The sequence below is a fragment of the uncultured Microbacterium sp. genome (genome assembly GCF_963521695.1).
Taxonomy (GTDB): domain Bacteria; phylum Actinomycetota; class Actinomycetes; order Actinomycetales; family Microbacteriaceae; genus Microbacterium.
This window is the reverse complement of sequence record NZ_CAUQWC010000065.1, coordinates 1-15,342: the sequence shown is the minus strand read 5'-3', so window position 1 is coordinate 15,342 and position 15,342 is coordinate 1. Positions and strand designations below refer to the sequence as shown.

Sequence of the window (15,342 nt, the reverse complement as noted above, 5' to 3'; positions counted from 1 at the left end):
GCCTCAGCCCTCGCCGACGGCGCCGCCACCGCGGCATCCGGTGCCGCCCAGCTCCGTGACGGCTCGGCGCAGCTGCGCGACGGGGCGTCGCAACTCGACGGCGGGATCGCTCAGCTCTCCACCGGTGCGACGCAGCTGCGCGACGGTCTCGCGGCAGGGGTCGTCCAGATCCCCGACGCCGACGACGCGACGCGCCAGGCGCAGGCCCAGGCCATCTCCGACCCCGTCGCGGTCGGTACGAGCGCGGTGACGACGGCCCAGAACTACGGCGCCGGCCTCGCCCCGTTCTTCGCCGCACTGGCCGGGTGGATCGGCATCTACGCGCTGTTCCTCATCGTCAAGCCCGTCTCCAAGCGCGCGATCACGGCGCTGCGCTCCCCCGTGCGGGTGACGCTGGCGGGCTGGCTCGCCCCGGCCGGTCTCGGCGCGGTGCAGATGGTGGGGCTGTTCACGGTGCTCGCCATCGCCCTGCAGTTCTCGTTCGCCAACCCGGCCGCCGCCCTCGGCATCCTGATCTTCGCGTCGGCGACCTACGCCGCGATCGTGCTCGCCCTGAACGTTTGGCTCGGCTCGGTGGGACAGTTCCTCGGGCTCGTGCTGATGGTGCTGCAACTCGTCACCGCCGGCGGCACGTTCCCGTGGCAGACGCTGCCCGCCCCGCTCGCGGCGCTGCACCACGTTCTGCCGATGGGATACGTCGTGGATGCCATGCGCCAGGTCATGTACGGAGGCGACGTCGCGCGGGTCGGGTCGGATCTGCTGGTGCTGGGCACGTGGATGGTCGGCGGCGTGCTGGTGGCGGCAATCGGCGTGACGCGCATGACGCACCACCGCACGCTGCGCGACCTGCAGCCGAGCCTGATCGGCTGAGCCGGGTCCCGGGCGAAGTACTACTTCCACCACCGGGGAGTCACGCTACGAGCCTTGGCAGCAAGTCGACCTGCGGTTGCGCCCGCGCATTAGCTGGTGGGCGCGATTGGATGAGGCCGTCAACTTCCCTTCGCGTCCGGGGTACTCGATGTGGGGCCGGTTCGCCCCCGGGCGACAGGTACACCTACCAAACCGAAGAATGACCCCACCCGGTGACGGGTGGGGCCACTCTTCGGAGGAGTCAGCCGATCTGGACGCTGTCGTCGGTGAAGGAGTTCTCGAGGGACGACGCCACCAACCCACCCACTACTTGCGCGATGAGAACCATGCCCACAATCACGACGGCGGTGGCGATAACGGCACGTGCTTGCCCCCCGGTGACGCGAAAGAACGCGACGACACCGAAGACCAGCGCCGCGACCTGCAAAACGAACGCCCATTCGGTCACCAAAGGCGCGGCCAGCGAAACCGCGGCTGCGGTGACCACCCACCAGTGAAGGGTGTTCGCGTTGGTCTTCTGCAGGTCGGTCATGCTGGCAACCTAGGCGGTGTAGATACGACCATCAACTCGGGCGGCATTTCCGGCCTGAGTAGTGACCGTGTGCACCTTCGTGAATTGGAAGGGCGCGCCCTTGATGAAGACGCTGGGCTGGGTGCGAACCTCGCAGGTGCCGCGGCCTTGCGAGATGTACTGGTTCGACGAGGAGCTGGCGTTGATCGCGCCGGAGGCCGAGCCCGTGCACAGCAGGTTGCGAGTGACGGTGTTTCCGTTCGCCTCGTACCGGTAGGTGAGGTTGAACGTCACCACCGTGATGTTCGCAATCTTGGCTTCCTGCTTGTTCGTGACCTCGAGTGTGCGGGTCGCCGCCGCTGCAGCGATCTGCCGGCCCTTCGGAGCCGCCGTAGGCAGCTCCTTCACGGTGGACGTCACAGCCGAATAGGTGAACAACGTCGAGGGATCAGCGACGCCCGCCTTCTGCTTCGCCTCCGGCAGACTCTGGAAGTACGACTACACCTGCTCCTTCGCCGCCGGTGACATGTTCAGGGTGGACACGATTTCGTGGAAAGCGTGCTCTGTACCCGTGTCGGTGGTGGCCGCGGAGGCCGCCTGTGCGGGAAGAGTAAGCGCCAGTGCGACGGCCGCGACTCCGGCGGCGAGTGATGAACGGCGAAGAATCTTCATCGGTTGTCCCTTCGACACAGCGACACGCTGTCTCTGTGTGCGTGCCCCCCTTCAGAATCACAGGGCCGAAACTAGACGTCTGTTCGGTAGAGCAGCACCAACCAACAGGGTTCTTTCATCACAGAGGCCGTCACAGACCTCTACTCCTTCACCCCGTACTACGGCACGATCCCACGCAGGTCCTCAGTTCGCCCATCGGCCCGTGGTTGCGTATACGGAGCAACCTGGACGCCGGCTCACGCGGCCGGGCGCACCGCCCGATCCGCCCGGGTCGTTCGGGGTCTCGCCGGGCGGGCGACGACGTCTTCCAGGAGGCGCGAGAAGGTCTCGCCGACCACCTCCGGGCTCAACCGGCGCGACTGTTCGACTGCTCGCTCCGACATCTCGGCCCGCGCGGTGTCATCGAGCAGGAGTGCGGACAGAGCGCTCGCCACACCCTCCGTGTCGCCGGGGGCGACGAGAATGCCACCGTCGCCCACGTAGTCGCGGGGCCCGTAACAGACGTCGAACGCCACGACCGGCAGACCGCTGGCCAGCGCTTCACCGATGGCCAGATTCTGTCCCTCGAACGCGCTGGTGCTGAGGAAGGCGGTGGAGACGGCCATCGCCTCGCGTACCCGATCGGAATATCCGTGGAGGTGCACGCTCTGCGCCAGGCCGCGGTCCTCGATCAGGTTCTGCAGCAGCGTCCGCAGGGGACCGTCCCCGTAGATGTGGAGGTGCGCATCGGGAACGCGCTGCAGCACGCGCGGCCAGGAGGTGATCGCGATGTCGACCCGCTTCTGGTCGGCGAGCCTGTTCACCATGAGGACCTCGCGGACCCTCCGCCGGCGAAGACGGGGACGGGGGTCGGGGGTGATGGGTGTGGGGATGACGACGGAGCCCTCCCGGGCTCCGAAGCGTACGGCCACGTCATCCTCTTGCGAGGCGGTGGGCCAGACGACGGCGTCGAAGCGGTCGAGAAGGGCGAACCATCGGCGCCACCCGTCGTCGCGCAGCGCAGACGAAGGCTCGCAGGGGGCGTCGAGGTGCGAGTTGTGAACGGTGTGCACGATGCGCACGTTCGGGTCGGCCCAGTCCGCGATCAGCTCGCCGAGCTGCTTGGACTCGCAGATGACCACGATGCACCGATCCTCGTCGCCGGCGCGCGAACGCAGCTGCGCGGCCACGCGCGTCAGCCACGCCATGTACAGCTGCTTGAAACCGGCCAGGGTCCGGGAGCCGCCGTCCGTGCGCACGACGACCGGTGCCTCGGTCAGGTACCAGGCGGGGTCGCCGATGACGGGGAGCGAGACGACCTCTCGTCCCTCACCGTCGCGGATCGCGCGATACGAGGCGTCGGGATCGGCCCGGCCCTCTCGAGCCTCGTCCCAGAGCCAGGACGGATCGTGCAGGATCTCCTCGAAGAGGTTACGGATCTCGACATTCGGATGCGGGTCGGGGAAGGCCTGCCGATTGTTCCTCGCGTGCTCGTCCGCACCACCGACGTCGAAGGTCAGCAAAAGCGGGTGCGCGACGCCGATCGACGCGAGCAGGCGAAGGCGCGAAGCGACCGCGACGGCGTACCCGCCGTCGCGGTGAGGCGCTAAACGGCTGGTGAGTACAACGAAATCGGCGTCGGGGGGCGCAGTCATCTTCAGATCCTCATAGCGAGCACATAACGCGACCCTAAGCATTCCTATGAGTGAGGTACGGGGAGTTGCCAGTGCGGGGGATCCATGCAGACCGCTCCGCACCCGCGATGGGGCGGCCCGACCGCGAGGTCCGCGAGCCCGTCGAGGTCCTGACCCGTGTCCTCGGACTCGCGCGCCTCACTCGTGACCAGGGCGCGGGTCTTGTCACAAAGCCGGACAGGCACCGTGAGCTCGCGGGCGTGGGTGCGGGGCACCTTCAGCGGCGTCAGGGCGCCGTCCGCGACCGCGGCGAACTCTCCCCTGCCCTGGTCGACGACCGTGCCGTCCCACAGGGCGGGATCGGCCCCGACGCGCGTCTCACGTTCGTTGAGCACGTCGGCGGTCGGCGCAGCCATGGTGAGTCCCCGCTCGATGCCGCTCGTGGTGAGGGCGGTGAGGGCGGCATCCAGCTGCGCGGCCGCCGCGGCGGAACCCCCGCGCACGTGCAGCGTCGTCGACCCGTGGATGCCGGTTCCCAGCTCGAGGGTGCCGAGGATGTGATCGGGGCGGTTGTCGAAGTATGAGTTTGCGTGGATTTTCTCGCCGTCGAGGATCCTCGGTGTGACTTTCTCCCAGGTCGTGTCGATCGGGCCGGCGTCGGGCTCTCGTCGGCGGAGGAGGAGGAGGAGGAGGAGGTCGGTGACGGCCTCTGTGCCGGCGGTGCGGCGGTGCGCACCCGTCGGTAGCCGCACCGCGCCCACGAGGTCGGCCATGCCGCTCATCTCGCGACGGGCGGCGGGGTTCTGAGCGTCGAGGGTGTACCGGCTGGTTAGCACGGCCACGAGCCCGCCCGGGCGGGTCAGGGCGAGAGACTTGATGATGAAGTGGTTGTGCATCGAGTGCCCGCCACGGTTGTTCATGGAATCGTGCAGTACGACGTCGGCGAAGGGAACGTTTCCGATCGCAGCGTCGAAGGACGCGCGCGGCATCCGGGTGCCAGCGCGAACGACTCCGTGCGGACCTCCGCCTGCGGGTACAGGCCGTGCGACATCGCCGCAGTCAGCGGGTCCAACTCGACACCGGTCATCTGCACGCCAGTCGGCGCCAGGCCGATGAGTGTGCCGGCGCCGCTTCCGGGTTCGAGCACGCGGCCGCCGTCGAAGCCGAGGCGTCCCATCACCCAGTGGTGCAGAACTCATCCGTTTTGCACAGCCGCGGCACTGTGCCCACGGGGGCCGGCACAGGCGACGGCCTGCGAGATCCGCGCGGTACGGGCTGTCTGCACCATCCGATGTCGGAAGCCCCGGTAATACTCGAATGAGTTCGCCTATGGGGGCGTGTAAGCGAAAGAGTGGAGCTACCTTGACTGATTCCAATTCCGTCGGCACGGAACGCGACCAGTACCTGTTGGGGCAGGTCCGCGAAGCGTTCGGCCGGGTGGCGTACTCGCACAAAACCCACGAAAAGCAGGCGGACATCTGCTTCACCAAACACCGATGGCAACAGGGCGTTCTCATCGCGTTGACCGCGATCAGCTCGGGCACTTTCCTCGCCGCAGTGGTAGGTCAACTCACCACCACCACTGTGGCCAGCTTCGTCACCTCCACCGTCGCCATCCTGGTGACCTGGGTATCCCTCGGGGCCAAGACGTTCCGCTTCCACGAGGAAGCAGAGGCACACCGCGACACGGCCTCCCAGCTTTGGAACGTGCGCGAGTCCTACCTGTCCCTCATCGCAGACCTAATGAGTGGTCACGTCTCCGACTCCAACGTCCGAGACGTTCGCGATGACCTGCAAGCGGCAACTCTTCGAATCTACACCGCGGCACCACGCACAAGCGTCAAGGCCTACACCCGTGCGCAGAGCGGCCTGAAAAACAACCAGGAGCTGACCTTTACCTCCCGAGAGCTCGATCTGCTGCTGCCCGAAGCGCTCCGACTCAACGAGGGTGAGCAGTGAGCATGGAGACTTCCGACATCTTCGATGGTCTGCTAACCAACCTGAAGGTCGGGGACAAGGTCGCGAACATCCGAACCCGGCGCGACGAGATCACCAAGGCCCTCAACAAGAACTTTCGCGCAAAAGACGGCTGCACCGACTACAGGCTCATGATCGGATCGTTCGGCCGGCACACGGCTATCAAGTCCATCTCCGATCTGGACATGATCTTCGTCCTGCCCTCGAGCCTGCGCGACGCCTATAGCGACGACAACGGCCCCCGACGGATACTCGAACGAGTGCGAGACATCCTCACCGCGCGCTACCCCAACACCGATATCCGAGTCGACCAGTGCGTGGTGCGCGTACAGTTCGCCACCAACGCCTTCAAGTTCGAGGTGCAGCCCGCGTTTGAAAACACTGACGGCACCTTCGACTACCCCGACACAAAAGCCCAGGACTGGAAGACCACCAAGCCCCGCGCAGAGATCAAGGCGACGAAAGACTGCAACGACCGCACGTCCATCAACATGCGCCACCTTGCACGCATGACCCGCGCCTGGAAAAACGCCAACGGCGTCAACATCGGCGGGCTAGTCATCGACACGCTGGTGCACAACTTCTTCGGCCAGACCTCCGACTACGACACCGCGAACACAGCGTCGTTCGACCTGATGTCCCGCGACTTCTTCGCCTTCCTCATGGACGAACCCGACCAGGACTACTACCTTGCGCTCGGCAGCCGCCAGCGCGTCCACGTCAAAGCCAAGTTTCAGGCGAAGGCAAAGAAAGCGCACAAACGCTGTCTCGACGCAATCGACAACGCCGGCAAGACCGCAGCGGTGAAAAAATGGCGCGAGATCTTCGGCGTCAGCGTCCCCCTGACCGCCAGCGATAGTGTCATCGCCGCATCCGCCTCGTACGCGGAGACGCACACCGAAGAGTTCATCGAAGATCGCTACCTCGTCGACATCACCGAGAGCATCTCCATCGACTGCGAAGTGACCCAGGACGGATGGCGGCCCCTCTGGCTTCGCGCAATGAGACGCATCGGCATCCCCCTAGCCGCCGGCAAGAAACTCAAGTTCCAGGTCGCCAACTGCACAGCGACGCAGCCCTACACGCTCAAGTGGAAAGTCCTCAACCGAGGCCCGGAGGCTGAACGTCGAAACATGATCCGTGGTCAGATCATTGACTCCACCCAACCCGGGATTCGCACCGAAACGTCATCCTTCCGCGGCGAACACATCGTCGAGTGCTATGTCATCCAAAACGGAACGGTCGTAGCCCGAGACAGAATCGACGTGCCCATCATCACCACCGACGAGACATGAGCCGCGGCGGCCCTGCCAACACGCGCGGTGGCGCTCTTCGGCGCATCAGACCCAACAGGTCATCAATCGAGATGGCGCGAGAACCAATCGGTTTTGCATCACACGGGCAGGAACTTATCGCGGTCGGCCTGCCTGCTCGGAGTCGCTCTGAGGTGGCATGGTAAATCCCATGGCAGCTGCTCCTCGCGTTGAGATCGACCGTGCTACCTCTCTCCCCTGGGTGATGGTGGCGCAGTCGGCGCGTCTATTGCGTGACCTCCTACAGGGGACGCCAGAACCTGTCGGCGGTTCGCCCTTCGCTCAGGTCGACGAGGATCTGCCGGAGGCGAGTGCACGTTGGTGCCGTTCGTACCTGTCTTCGGCTTTGGAGCATCTGTGCATGTGGGCAGACTTCGTGGCGCCCCTCACGCTGCATCCAGACACGACGGTTCATCACGATGCCCGGCCTGCGCAGACGCTCGCGCGTGCGGCTCTCGAATCAGCGTCACAGGCTGTGTGGGTTATGGCGGCTGATAACGCGCCTGAGTTGCTGAGACGGCACCTCTCCCTCGTCCTTGCTGATTGGGAGGAGCAGCGAAAGGCCGAGATTGACCCCGAGACGAAAGAGGCTCTGAGGTCGCAGCGTGCAGCGCTGCTCGACATCATCGAATCGCATGGTGTGCGAGTGGATAATCCGTCGTACTTGACCCTCGTCACCGCCGCCGCCGAGGAGGTCCGGGAGAAGACGACGGTCGATATCGTAAGACGCGCCGAGGTGGAGCGGTTGTGGCGAGCTTCGGCGGGGTCCGCTCACGGGAAGATGTGGCCGTCAGTGGAGCTGCGGACTTCCGTCGACGTTGCCGGGCGCCGTTACTCACTTCCGGACGCTGATGCAATGTCTGCCATGCTCGTTCTCGCCGATCAAGTGACCCAGTATGGAGTATTCCGGTACATCGACCGCGCGGGCCACGAGCCCAACCTGGCCAAGCGTCTGCGCGATGCCACGGAACGTTGGTATCAGCTCATCCCAAAGGTGCCCGGCGCTCCAGAGCGCTTGCAAGACCCGCCCCCAGGGCCGACCGCCCATGAGGATCCGGCTCGCTCTTAGCCGTGCGGCGGAGTGCGGACCGAGTTGCACCGTAAAACCGGACTGGTCGGGTACAGAATCTCGGACCCCTATGCGGGACGCGACGGACGCCGAGATTTCACGGACCTCGAGGGTTTCGACAGCCTCGCAGACCGGTCCGCATAGCGATCCCCCAGCGAACAGGGATGTCTAATGGGGTGCCACCCTGGGCGCTCGGGGTTTTGCGCCGGATACGGGCGGAAGGCGCCGCCTCTCTTGCCCCACCGTAAGGATTTGCGGATTCGAGACACAGCACTGACGGAAGTGTGTGATTCTCACGACCACCGCACATTCTCGGTACGCAAAACCGCCATCGGAGACTTCGTCTTCCGGGCGCTTGACAGTCAGCCAGCAAGGGCTGACTCCGAAGATTGACTAGGGGGAACCACATGACCATTCGAAGGAAGATCGCGGTCGGGGCAATGGGGCTGCTCATGGCTGCAGGCATGTCCATCGCGATCGCACCCGCAGCTCAAGCCGCGGACTACTCGGTCAGCATCGCGGACTACTGTGCCCGGAACGTCCCTAGCGGAACCGCAGCACCCAGCCAGGCCACGAACATCAACAACCGCTGGGATGGCTGGCGGTGCGGCGCGCGAACCGGCCTCGTGGGCGTCGACGTCGCCACGGCTTGCAAGCAGCAACACGGAAGCAACGCCAAAGCCGTCGTAGTAAATCAGACGGCCAGCGGGTGGCGGTGCCGCGTCTGATCACAGCGGTACATGACGTCGTGTCGGGCTCGCTACGAGCCCCACATGGTGGCTTCAGCTCTCATCCATTGTCGTCCGCATCGTGGCCTCGCTGGCCGGATCGGTAGCTTCCACCTGTGGGTTATTCATTCTTTGTACGCTTCTCGCTCGACGGGTCCGGCTGGAACGTCGACGAGGATCGCTTGACGCTGGTGGCGCGCGGGTCCGAAGAGCTTTGGATAGACGCGAACGGTCCCCTGCGCGACGCTTCGCGTCTGGTTCTTCGAGGAACTGAGTACGAGACACAGGACGCAGCTCAGGAGGCGGGAGAACGCGCCCTCGCCGCGCTCAGGATCAGTCTCGTCCAAACCCACAGTCCTGCAGATTTTCATGCGCGCAGATCAATGGGCCAGTGGTCCGAAGAAGCCCTCGCCCACGCTCAGGAAGCGGGCGATGCTGCATGGGAAGAAGACGGCTCTCATCCCCCACGTCCGGTGCTGAAAAATGAAAGCCCCGGCGTGATCGTGCACCCATCCGACGAGGTTTGGTGCGTCATTCGTGGTTCTGCAACCGGCGTCGTCGTCAAGGTGGCGTCGGCCCTGGTCGACGAGTACGCGTCCGCGATCGAAGTGGCACGGGTAGACAAGGCGGCTGACTTGGCCTTCGATTTGTGGAGCGCTGCAAGTCGCATGCCGTCCGGCGATTCGCGGTTTCTGACGCTGGTGAACGCTGTAGAGGCGCTCGCTGATCAGCTGCCGATCGCCGGTGAGGAGCGGGAGGCAATCAATCGCCTCCGATCCGAGGTGAAGAGGATGGACCTCGAGCCGGACGTTAGGCAGTCTCTCCTCGATAGGTTGATAAGACGAGAGAGTGTCGGGATGGCAATCCGACGATTGCTCGCGAACGTATCGGACAAGGTTTACGACAACGAGTCGGCCACAGATTTTTTCAGCCGGATCTACCGCATGAGGAGTCGACTCACGCACGGCGACGGGGCTCCAACGCACCACGAAGTCGCCGCTGTGACCAACGAGCTTGGGAACCTTGTGCGCGACCTGATCACGCGCCGATACGTTCCCCTTCTCGAGCACCAGCAGCGGCGCGGCGTCCGCGGTTGACCTTTGGGCACCGCCTTCGAGATCACCGCCGCGCGCGTATCTCCCACCCGATCGTCGGCGACCGCGTCTTCTTGGCAAACCGGTCAGGGTGAGGTCTATGAGCGTGCTGTCGATTCGTTGCGGGAAGTCCACTTGCGATTTCGCATGGGAGGGTCCACCGTCCGAGCTTGATAAGGCGACCGCTGAGCACCGTCAAGCTGTCGCACAGGCGAAAGCGACCGTCGACGCTGCAGCCGGCGCGACGACTGCAGCGTCGGGTGCCGAGATTGGTGCGCCGGAGGACAAGCACCGTCCGGTGGTAATGGGCGAACGCTGGACCTGGCTGAAGGGCTACTCGATCTTCAACTTCGCGTGGATCGTGATGTCCTTCGTGGCGTACGCGAACATGTCGAACGGGTGGTTCCTGCTGTTCCTCGTCTTTCCCCAGGTGGCCACCTCTATCGCCCAGCCGGTCATCCCAATCGTGGTGATGATCGCCGCGGTGTGCACGGCCGTGGGCTACGGGATGCAGCGGGTGAAGGGCGCGGAGTTCTGGCCACGATTTTTTGCCTCCCTGACGATGTTCGGCGCTATCTCAGCGACGGTTTCAGCCGGCGTCGGCATCGCGCTCCCCCTCCTCCTGCTGGCGTTCGCACGCTTCATGTGAGAGCGAGCTTCACCCCGGGAGTGGGAGGAGGCGTAGCGAATCGGTCTCTGCACGTTCCAGGTCGACGCAGGACCGTTCGTCACGGGTGGGCGGCCCGACATTCGATCCCATATCCAAATAGAGGATCATCGTGACTGGGAGTAGCTCTGAGAGGTCCCCGAGGAGGGTTTGCGATGCCGCGGTATCTTCACGGCGTCGAGGTCCCTAAGCCCGTCGAGGCCCCCGAGCCCGTCGAAGGGACCGGAACCCCCGCGGCCACCCGCGCTCACTCGGGCAGCCGCACCTCGAACACCGTCCGCCCGGGCGCGCTCTCGACCGAGATGCTCCCGCCGTGCGCCTCGGTGATCGCCTGCGCGATCGAGAGCCCGAGACCCGTGCTCCCGGCATCCCGATTGCGCGAGTCATCTCCCCGGGCGAAACGGTCGAAGAGGCGCTCCGCGACGCTCTGATCGATCCCCGGCCCGGTGTCGGCCACGCGCAGCACGGCCTCCGCGGCCTCGCGGGCGAGCGACAGCGTCACCGTCGTCCCCGGCGGCGTGTGCGTCTGCGCATTTCGCAGCAGGTTCGCCACGACCTGCCGCAGGCGGTTCTCATCTCCGGTCACCGAGATGAGGTCGTCGGTCACGTCGAGCCGCCACTCGTGCGTCGCATCCGCGGCCTGGGCATCGCTCACGGCGTCGACCGCGAGCAGCGTCAACTCGACCTCGTCGCGGCGCAGCGGCTGTCCGGCATCCAATCTCGCCAGAAGCAGCAGATCGTCGACGAGGGATGCCATGCGCTGGGCCTCCGACTCGATCCGGTCGAACGAACGGGCCTGGGTGGGCGTCATCGGCGCGTCTTCGCCGAGCGAGAGCTGCGCATAGCCGCGGATGCTCGCCAGGGGCGTGCGGAGCTCGTGGCTGGCATCGGCGATGAAACGTCGCAGCTGCTCCTCGCTGTGCTGCCGCGCGGCGAGCGAGGACTGCACGTGCCCGAGCAACCCGTTCAGCGAGGCCCCCACCCTGCCCACCTCGGTAGCAGGATCGGTGTCGGAGGGCGCCACCCGGTCGGGGATGTCGACGCTCCCGGCGCTGAGCGACAGCGTCGACACGCGCTCTGCGACGCCCGCCACCCGGTCGAGGGGCCGCAGACTGCGCCGCACGAAGAGCGAGAGCCCCAGCACCGCGACGAGCAGTGTCACCGCCGAGACGGCGACGAGGATGACGGTCAGCGCCGAGGTGGTCGCGGTCACGTCGGACTGCGAGCTCCCGGCGAAGACCGAGACGCCGTCGTCGGTCGCCGCCGCCACGCGGAACGCGCCGAGGTCTCCCCCGAGGTCCACGGTCGTGGGCGCGCCGTCGGTCGCCACCGACGAGCGCAGCAGCGCTATCTGTTCGTCGTTCAGCGCGACCTCGGTGCCGTCCGCCCGCGTGTAGCCCGAACGCTCGACCGTCCCGTCGGCGTCGACGACAGCCTGCAGCGTGCCGATGCGGGGCGCGGGGTTCGTGACATCCATCCCCGGGGGCCGGTCGTCGCCGCCGTCGCCGCCGCCGCGCCCCCCGAACGCGTCGCGACCCACCGCGAACGACAGCCCCTCGCGCACCTGCTGGTCGAGGCGGTCGACGGCGAAGGAACGCAGCGCCAGGATCGTCGCCACGCTCATCGCGATGAACGCGAGCGCGACCAGCACGCTCGTCCCCACGACGAGGGTGCGGCGCAGCGTCCAGCGACCGCGGGTCATGGCGCCTTGATCGTGTAACCGACGCCGCGCACGGTGTGGATGAGCGGTTCGCCGAGGGTGTCGATCTTCTTGCGCAGGTACGAGATGTAGATCTCGACGACGCTGCCGTTGCCGCCGAAGTCGTAGCTCCACACCTGATCGAGGATCTGCGCCTTGCTCAGCACCCGGCGCGGGTTCTGCATCAGGTAGCGCAGCAGCTCGAACTCCTTCGCTGTGAGTTTGATCGGGATGCCACCGCGCTCGACCTCGTACGACTCCTCGTCGAGCGAGAGATCGCCGACGCGCAACCGCGGGTCGGCGTCGACGACCGCCGCGACGTGACGGCGGGCCATTCCCCGCAGGCGCACGATGACCTCCTCGAGGTTGAAGGGCTTCGTGACGTAGTCGTCGGCGCCGGCTGAGATCCCCGCGATGCGGTCTTCGACGGCATCCTTCGCCGTCAGGAACAGCACGGGCGCGTCATTGCCCGCCGCCCGGACGCGGGTCAGCAGTTCCATTCCGTCGAGCCCCGGCATCATGATGTCGAGCACCAGCAGGTCGGGCGCGAACTCGCGGATGACGCCGAGCGCCTCCTGCCCGTTCGCCGCGGTGCGGGCGTCCCACCCCTCGTTCTGCAACGCCATGCGCAGCAGATCGCTGAGGTTGGCCTCGTCGTCCACGACGAGCACACGGATGGGCGAGCCGTCGGGACGGGCGAGGGGCGCGGGGCGGGAGGTCACGAGAGCCAGCATGCACGCTTCCCGGCCTCGGCGTCACGCGACATACGCGGTTCATAGCAACGGTGAGGGAGCGGTGAGGGTGCCGTTCCTACCTTCGCCTGAGACGGCCGCACCCCGCGTCCGGAAGGAGAACCATGTACGGCACGTACCTTCGGCGCGAACTCGCCGGCCGCACCAAGCAGACCGTGATCGTCGCGGTGGGACTCGCGATCGCCATCGCGCTCGTCATCGTCGTCAACGCGCTGTCGGCGGGCGTCCGCGACGCCCAGTCGCAGGCTCTGTCGTCTGTGTACGGCGTCGGCACTGACCTCACCGTGACCGGTGCGCAGACCGAACCCGGTCAGGGCGGCGGCGGACCGCGCTTCGACTTCGGCGCCGACGAGGGCACGACCACCGACGGGACCACGACGCTCAGCCAGTCGCGACTCATGACCGACATGCGACGCGGCACCCTCGACGCCTCCACCGTCACCACCGTCGAGGGCCTCGACGGCGTCTCCGCCGCCACCGGCGCCCTGTCGCTGACGAACACGACGTTCTCGGGGCAGATGCCCGACCGCGGTGCCGAGACCGGAACCACGCAGGGCGAGGGGATGCCGCAGCAGCCGCCGGCCGGAGGAGGCCCCGGCGGAGACGGCGGCAGCGCCTTCGGTGTCGACTCGTTCAGCGTGCTCGGCGTCGACCCCGCGGCACCCGTCGGTCCGCTCTCCGCCGTGACCGTCTCCGACGGTCGAGCCCTCGCCGCCTCCGATGCCGGGACCGACGTCGCCGTGATCGACGCGACGTACGCGGCGAGCGCCGGACTCGCCGTGGGCGGCACGGTCGACGTCGCCGGTACGACGATGCAGATCGTCGGGGTCGTGGCGTCCGCCTCGGCCGACGCCGACACCGCCGCGAACGTGTACCTCCCGCTCGACGTCGCCCAGACGCTCGCCGGCGTCGGCGACGTCGTGTCGACCGTGTACGTGCAGGCCTCATCGGCGGATGCCATCGACGCGGTGCAGAGCGAGATCACGGCCGCACTCCCCGACGCCACCGTCAGCTCGCAGTCCGAGCTCGCGTCGACCGTCTCGGGCTCGCTGTCGAGCGCGTCGGCGATGATCTCTAACCTCGGCACGTGGCTGTCGGCCGTCGTGCTGCTGGTCGCCCTCGCCCTCGCCGTGCTGTTCACGATGTCGGGCGTCGCCCGCCGCACGCGGGAGTTCGGAACGCTCAAGGCCATCGGGTGGTCCAACGGCCGCATCGTGCGCCAGGTCGCCGGCGAGTCGCTCGTCCAGGGCCTGCTCGGCGGCGTCGCGGGTCTCATCCTCGGGCTCGGCGGCATCCTGCTCGTGAACGTCATCTCGCCGACCATCTCGGTGAGCGGCGAGGCGACGGCCCCCGGCCAGGGCGGCGGCGAGGGCTTCGGTCCCGGCGGCCCCGGCGGCTTCGGCCAGGCGGCGGCGCAGGCCACCGACATCGTCCTCAGTGCCCCCGTGACGCCGATCGTCGTCGTGGCCGCCGTCGGCATCGCCGTGCTCGGCGGTGTACTCGCGGGTGCCTTCGGTGGCTGGCGCGCCGCTCGTCTCAGTCCCGCCGCCGCCCTCCGCTCGGTCGCGTGAGCGGCATCCCCCGTCCTTCGAAGGAGACATCATGACCCTCACCGCCCCCACCCTCACCACCACCGCCTACAGCCTGCGCGGCGTGACCCGCACCTACCGCCAGCGCGACCGCACCGTCCAGGCCCTGGCCGGCGTCGACCTCGACATCGCCGCGGGCGACTTCGTCACCGTCCAGGGCCCGACCGGCGGGGGCAAATCCACGCTGCTGCAGATGCTCGGCGCCCTCGACCGCCCCACGAGCGGATCCGTGACGCTCGGCGACGTCGACATCGCGGCCGCCTCGAACGCCGAGCTCGGGCGGATGAGGGCGCGGGAGATCGGCTTCGTCTTCCAGGGCTTCAACCTCATCCCCACCCTCACCGCCGCCGAGAACGTCGACATGGGGCTGGAGCCCCTCGGGCTCGATCGCGCGGAGCGGCGACGGCGGGTGACGGACGCACTGGCTCGCGTCGGGCTGGACGACCGCGCCGATCACCGCCCGGGCGAACTGTCGGGCGGGCAGCAGCAGCGCGTCGCGATCGCCCGTGCCGTGGCCAAGCAGCCGCGCGTGCTCCTCGCCGATGAGCCGACGGGCAACCTCGACGAGCGCATGCGCGACGAGATCCTCGACGTGCTCGAGGCGTTGAACGCCGAGGGACTGACGCTCGTCGTCGTGACGCACGACTCCGCCGTCGCCCGCCGCGCCCGCCGTCGCCTGCGCCTGGCGAAGGGAGTGGTCACCGACATCACGGCCGGCTGACCTTTCGAGAGGCGTGCCCAGGTCCCTGCGCCGGTCGAGCGGACCTGGGCCGGTGCGTCGACAAGCG

The 15,342-nt window shown here is 67.1% G+C and carries 17 protein-coding genes; 9 read left to right on the top strand and 8 right to left on the bottom strand.

Annotated elements, in window-relative coordinates; all coding sequences use genetic code 11:
• Positions 1-870: YhgE/Pip family protein (locus RWP81_RS07040; RefSeq protein WP_314454058.1), on the top strand; the 870-nt coding region annotated here is incomplete at its 5' end.
• 241 nt (positions 871-1,111) lie between these two features.
• Here the strand turns inward: RWP81_RS07040 and RWP81_RS07035 are convergent.
• The 6 genes from RWP81_RS07035 to RWP81_RS07010 form a co-directional block, all read right to left on the bottom strand.
• Complete coding sequence (locus RWP81_RS07035; RefSeq protein ID WP_314454055.1) at positions 1,112-1,402, bottom strand: hypothetical protein; 291 nt, start codon at positions 1,400-1,402, stop codon at positions 1,112-1,114.
• Positions 1,403-1,411: 9 nt separating this feature from the next.
• Positions 1,412-1,801: a hypothetical protein gene (locus tag RWP81_RS07030; protein WP_314454052.1), complete on the bottom strand. Its 390-nt coding sequence runs from the start codon at positions 1,799-1,801 to the stop codon at positions 1,412-1,414.
• Positions 1,802-1,879: 78 nt separating this feature from the next.
• The gene (locus RWP81_RS07025; RefSeq protein WP_314454049.1) at positions 1,880-2,053 is read right to left on the bottom strand and encodes a hypothetical protein; all 174 of its coding nucleotides are present in this window, start codon (positions 2,051-2,053) and stop codon (positions 1,880-1,882) included.
• A 236-nt stretch (positions 2,054-2,289) separates the two neighbouring features.
• Entirely contained in the window at positions 2,290-3,687 is a 1,398-nt protein-coding gene (locus tag RWP81_RS07020) for a glycosyltransferase (protein WP_314454046.1), read from the bottom strand.
• A 44-nt stretch (positions 3,688-3,731) separates the two neighbouring features.
• Entirely contained in the window at positions 3,732-4,586 is an 855-nt protein-coding gene (locus RWP81_RS07015) for a hypothetical protein (RefSeq protein WP_314454045.1), read from the bottom strand.
• Entirely contained in the window at positions 4,583-4,843 is a 261-nt protein-coding gene (locus tag RWP81_RS07010; protein WP_314454044.1) for a hypothetical protein, read from the bottom strand. Before RWP81_RS07010 ends, RWP81_RS07015 begins: the two co-directional genes overlap by 4 nt.
• 185 nt (positions 4,844-5,028) lie before the next feature.
• Here RWP81_RS07010 and RWP81_RS07005 point away from each other — a divergent pair, with 185 nt between their 5' ends.
• The 6 genes from RWP81_RS07005 (at position 5,029) to RWP81_RS06980 (ending at position 10,496) form a co-directional block, all read left to right on the top strand.
• On the top strand, positions 5,029-5,625 hold the full coding sequence (locus RWP81_RS07005) for an SLATT domain-containing protein (RefSeq protein WP_314454043.1): 597 nt from the start codon (positions 5,029-5,031) through the stop codon (positions 5,623-5,625).
• A gap of 2 nt (positions 5,626-5,627) precedes the next feature.
• Positions 5,628-6,938, top strand: a complete 1,311-nt coding sequence (locus tag RWP81_RS07000; protein ID WP_314454041.1) for a nucleotide-binding domain-containing protein — start codon at positions 5,628-5,630, stop codon at positions 6,936-6,938.
• Positions 6,939-7,107: 169 nt separating this feature from the next.
• A complete protein-coding gene (locus RWP81_RS06995; RefSeq protein WP_314454038.1) occupies positions 7,108-8,025 on the top strand; it encodes a hypothetical protein in 918 nt (305 codons plus the stop codon).
• Positions 8,026-8,432: 407 nt separating this feature from the next.
• Positions 8,433-8,753 carry a hypothetical protein gene (locus RWP81_RS06990; RefSeq protein ID WP_314454035.1) on the top strand — a complete coding sequence of 107 codons (321 nt, stop codon included), beginning with the start codon at positions 8,433-8,435 and terminating at the stop codon, positions 8,751-8,753.
• A gap of 116 nt (positions 8,754-8,869) precedes the next feature.
• Positions 8,870-9,850, top strand: coding sequence for a hypothetical protein (locus RWP81_RS06985; protein ID WP_314454033.1), 981 nt, complete (start codon positions 8,870-8,872; stop codon positions 9,848-9,850).
• 97 nt (positions 9,851-9,947) lie between these two features.
• Positions 9,948-10,496 (top strand): hypothetical protein, encoded by a 549-nt coding sequence (locus RWP81_RS06980; RefSeq protein WP_314454030.1) that lies wholly within the window; start codon positions 9,948-9,950, stop codon positions 10,494-10,496.
• Between the two features lie 265 nt (positions 10,497-10,761).
• Here RWP81_RS06980 and RWP81_RS06975 read toward each other — a convergent pair whose 3' ends face one another.
• Both RWP81_RS06975 and RWP81_RS06970 read right to left on the bottom strand, forming a co-directional pair.
• A complete protein-coding gene (locus RWP81_RS06975; protein WP_314454027.1) occupies positions 10,762-12,216 on the bottom strand; it encodes a HAMP domain-containing sensor histidine kinase in 1,455 nt (484 codons plus the stop codon).
• Positions 12,213-12,947, bottom strand: coding sequence for a response regulator transcription factor (locus RWP81_RS06970; RefSeq protein WP_055952860.1), 735 nt, complete (start codon positions 12,945-12,947; stop codon positions 12,213-12,215). The genes RWP81_RS06975 and RWP81_RS06970 overlap by 4 nt, the downstream gene beginning before the upstream one ends.
• A gap of 122 nt (positions 12,948-13,069) precedes the next feature.
• On the opposite strand from RWP81_RS06970, the gene RWP81_RS06965 reads away from it, so the two are divergent.
• Both RWP81_RS06965 and RWP81_RS06960 read left to right on the top strand, forming a co-directional pair.
• On the top strand, positions 13,070-14,536 hold the full coding sequence (locus RWP81_RS06965; RefSeq protein WP_314454024.1) for an ABC transporter permease: 1,467 nt from the start codon (positions 13,070-13,072) through the stop codon (positions 14,534-14,536).
• Between the two features lie 31 nt (positions 14,537-14,567).
• On the top strand, positions 14,568-15,275 hold the full coding sequence (locus RWP81_RS06960; protein ID WP_314454021.1) for an ABC transporter ATP-binding protein: 708 nt from the start codon (positions 14,568-14,570) through the stop codon (positions 15,273-15,275).
• Positions 15,276-15,342 lie beyond the last annotated feature (67 nt).

Coding starts and splice junctions, on each gene's coding strand:
- RWP81_RS07035 (WP_314454055.1), bottom strand. CDS start 1,402: ATGACCGACCTGCAGAAGACCAACGCGAACACCCTTCACTGGTGGGTG.
- RWP81_RS07025 (WP_314454049.1), bottom strand. CDS start 2,053: ATGAAGATTCTTCGCCGTTCATCACTCGCCGCCGGAGTCGCGGCCGTC.
- RWP81_RS07020 (WP_314454046.1), bottom strand. CDS start 3,687: ATGACTGCGCCCCCCGACGCCGATTTCGTTGTACTCACCAGCCGTTTA.
- RWP81_RS07015 (WP_314454045.1), bottom strand. CDS start 4,586: ATGAACAACCGTGGCGGGCACTCGATGCACAACCACTTCATCATCAAG.
- RWP81_RS07010 (WP_314454044.1), bottom strand. CDS start 4,843: ATGGGACGCCTCGGCTTCGACGGCGGCCGCGTGCTCGAACCCGGAAGC.
- RWP81_RS07000 (WP_314454041.1), top strand. CDS start 5,628: ATGGAGACTTCCGACATCTTCGATGGTCTGCTAACCAACCTGAAGGTC.
- RWP81_RS06995 (WP_314454038.1), top strand. CDS start 7,108: ATGGCAGCTGCTCCTCGCGTTGAGATCGACCGTGCTACCTCTCTCCCC.
- RWP81_RS06990 (WP_314454035.1), top strand. CDS start 8,433: ATGACCATTCGAAGGAAGATCGCGGTCGGGGCAATGGGGCTGCTCATG.
- RWP81_RS06980 (WP_314454030.1), top strand. CDS start 9,948: ATGAGCGTGCTGTCGATTCGTTGCGGGAAGTCCACTTGCGATTTCGCA.
- RWP81_RS06975 (WP_314454027.1), bottom strand. CDS start 12,216: ATGACCCGCGGTCGCTGGACGCTGCGCCGCACCCTCGTCGTGGGGACG.
- RWP81_RS06970 (WP_055952860.1), bottom strand. CDS start 12,947: ATGCTGGCTCTCGTGACCTCCCGCCCCGCGCCCCTCGCCCGTCCCGAC.
- RWP81_RS06965 (WP_314454024.1), top strand. CDS start 13,070: ATGTACGGCACGTACCTTCGGCGCGAACTCGCCGGCCGCACCAAGCAG.
- RWP81_RS06960 (WP_314454021.1), top strand. CDS start 14,568: ATGACCCTCACCGCCCCCACCCTCACCACCACCGCCTACAGCCTGCGC.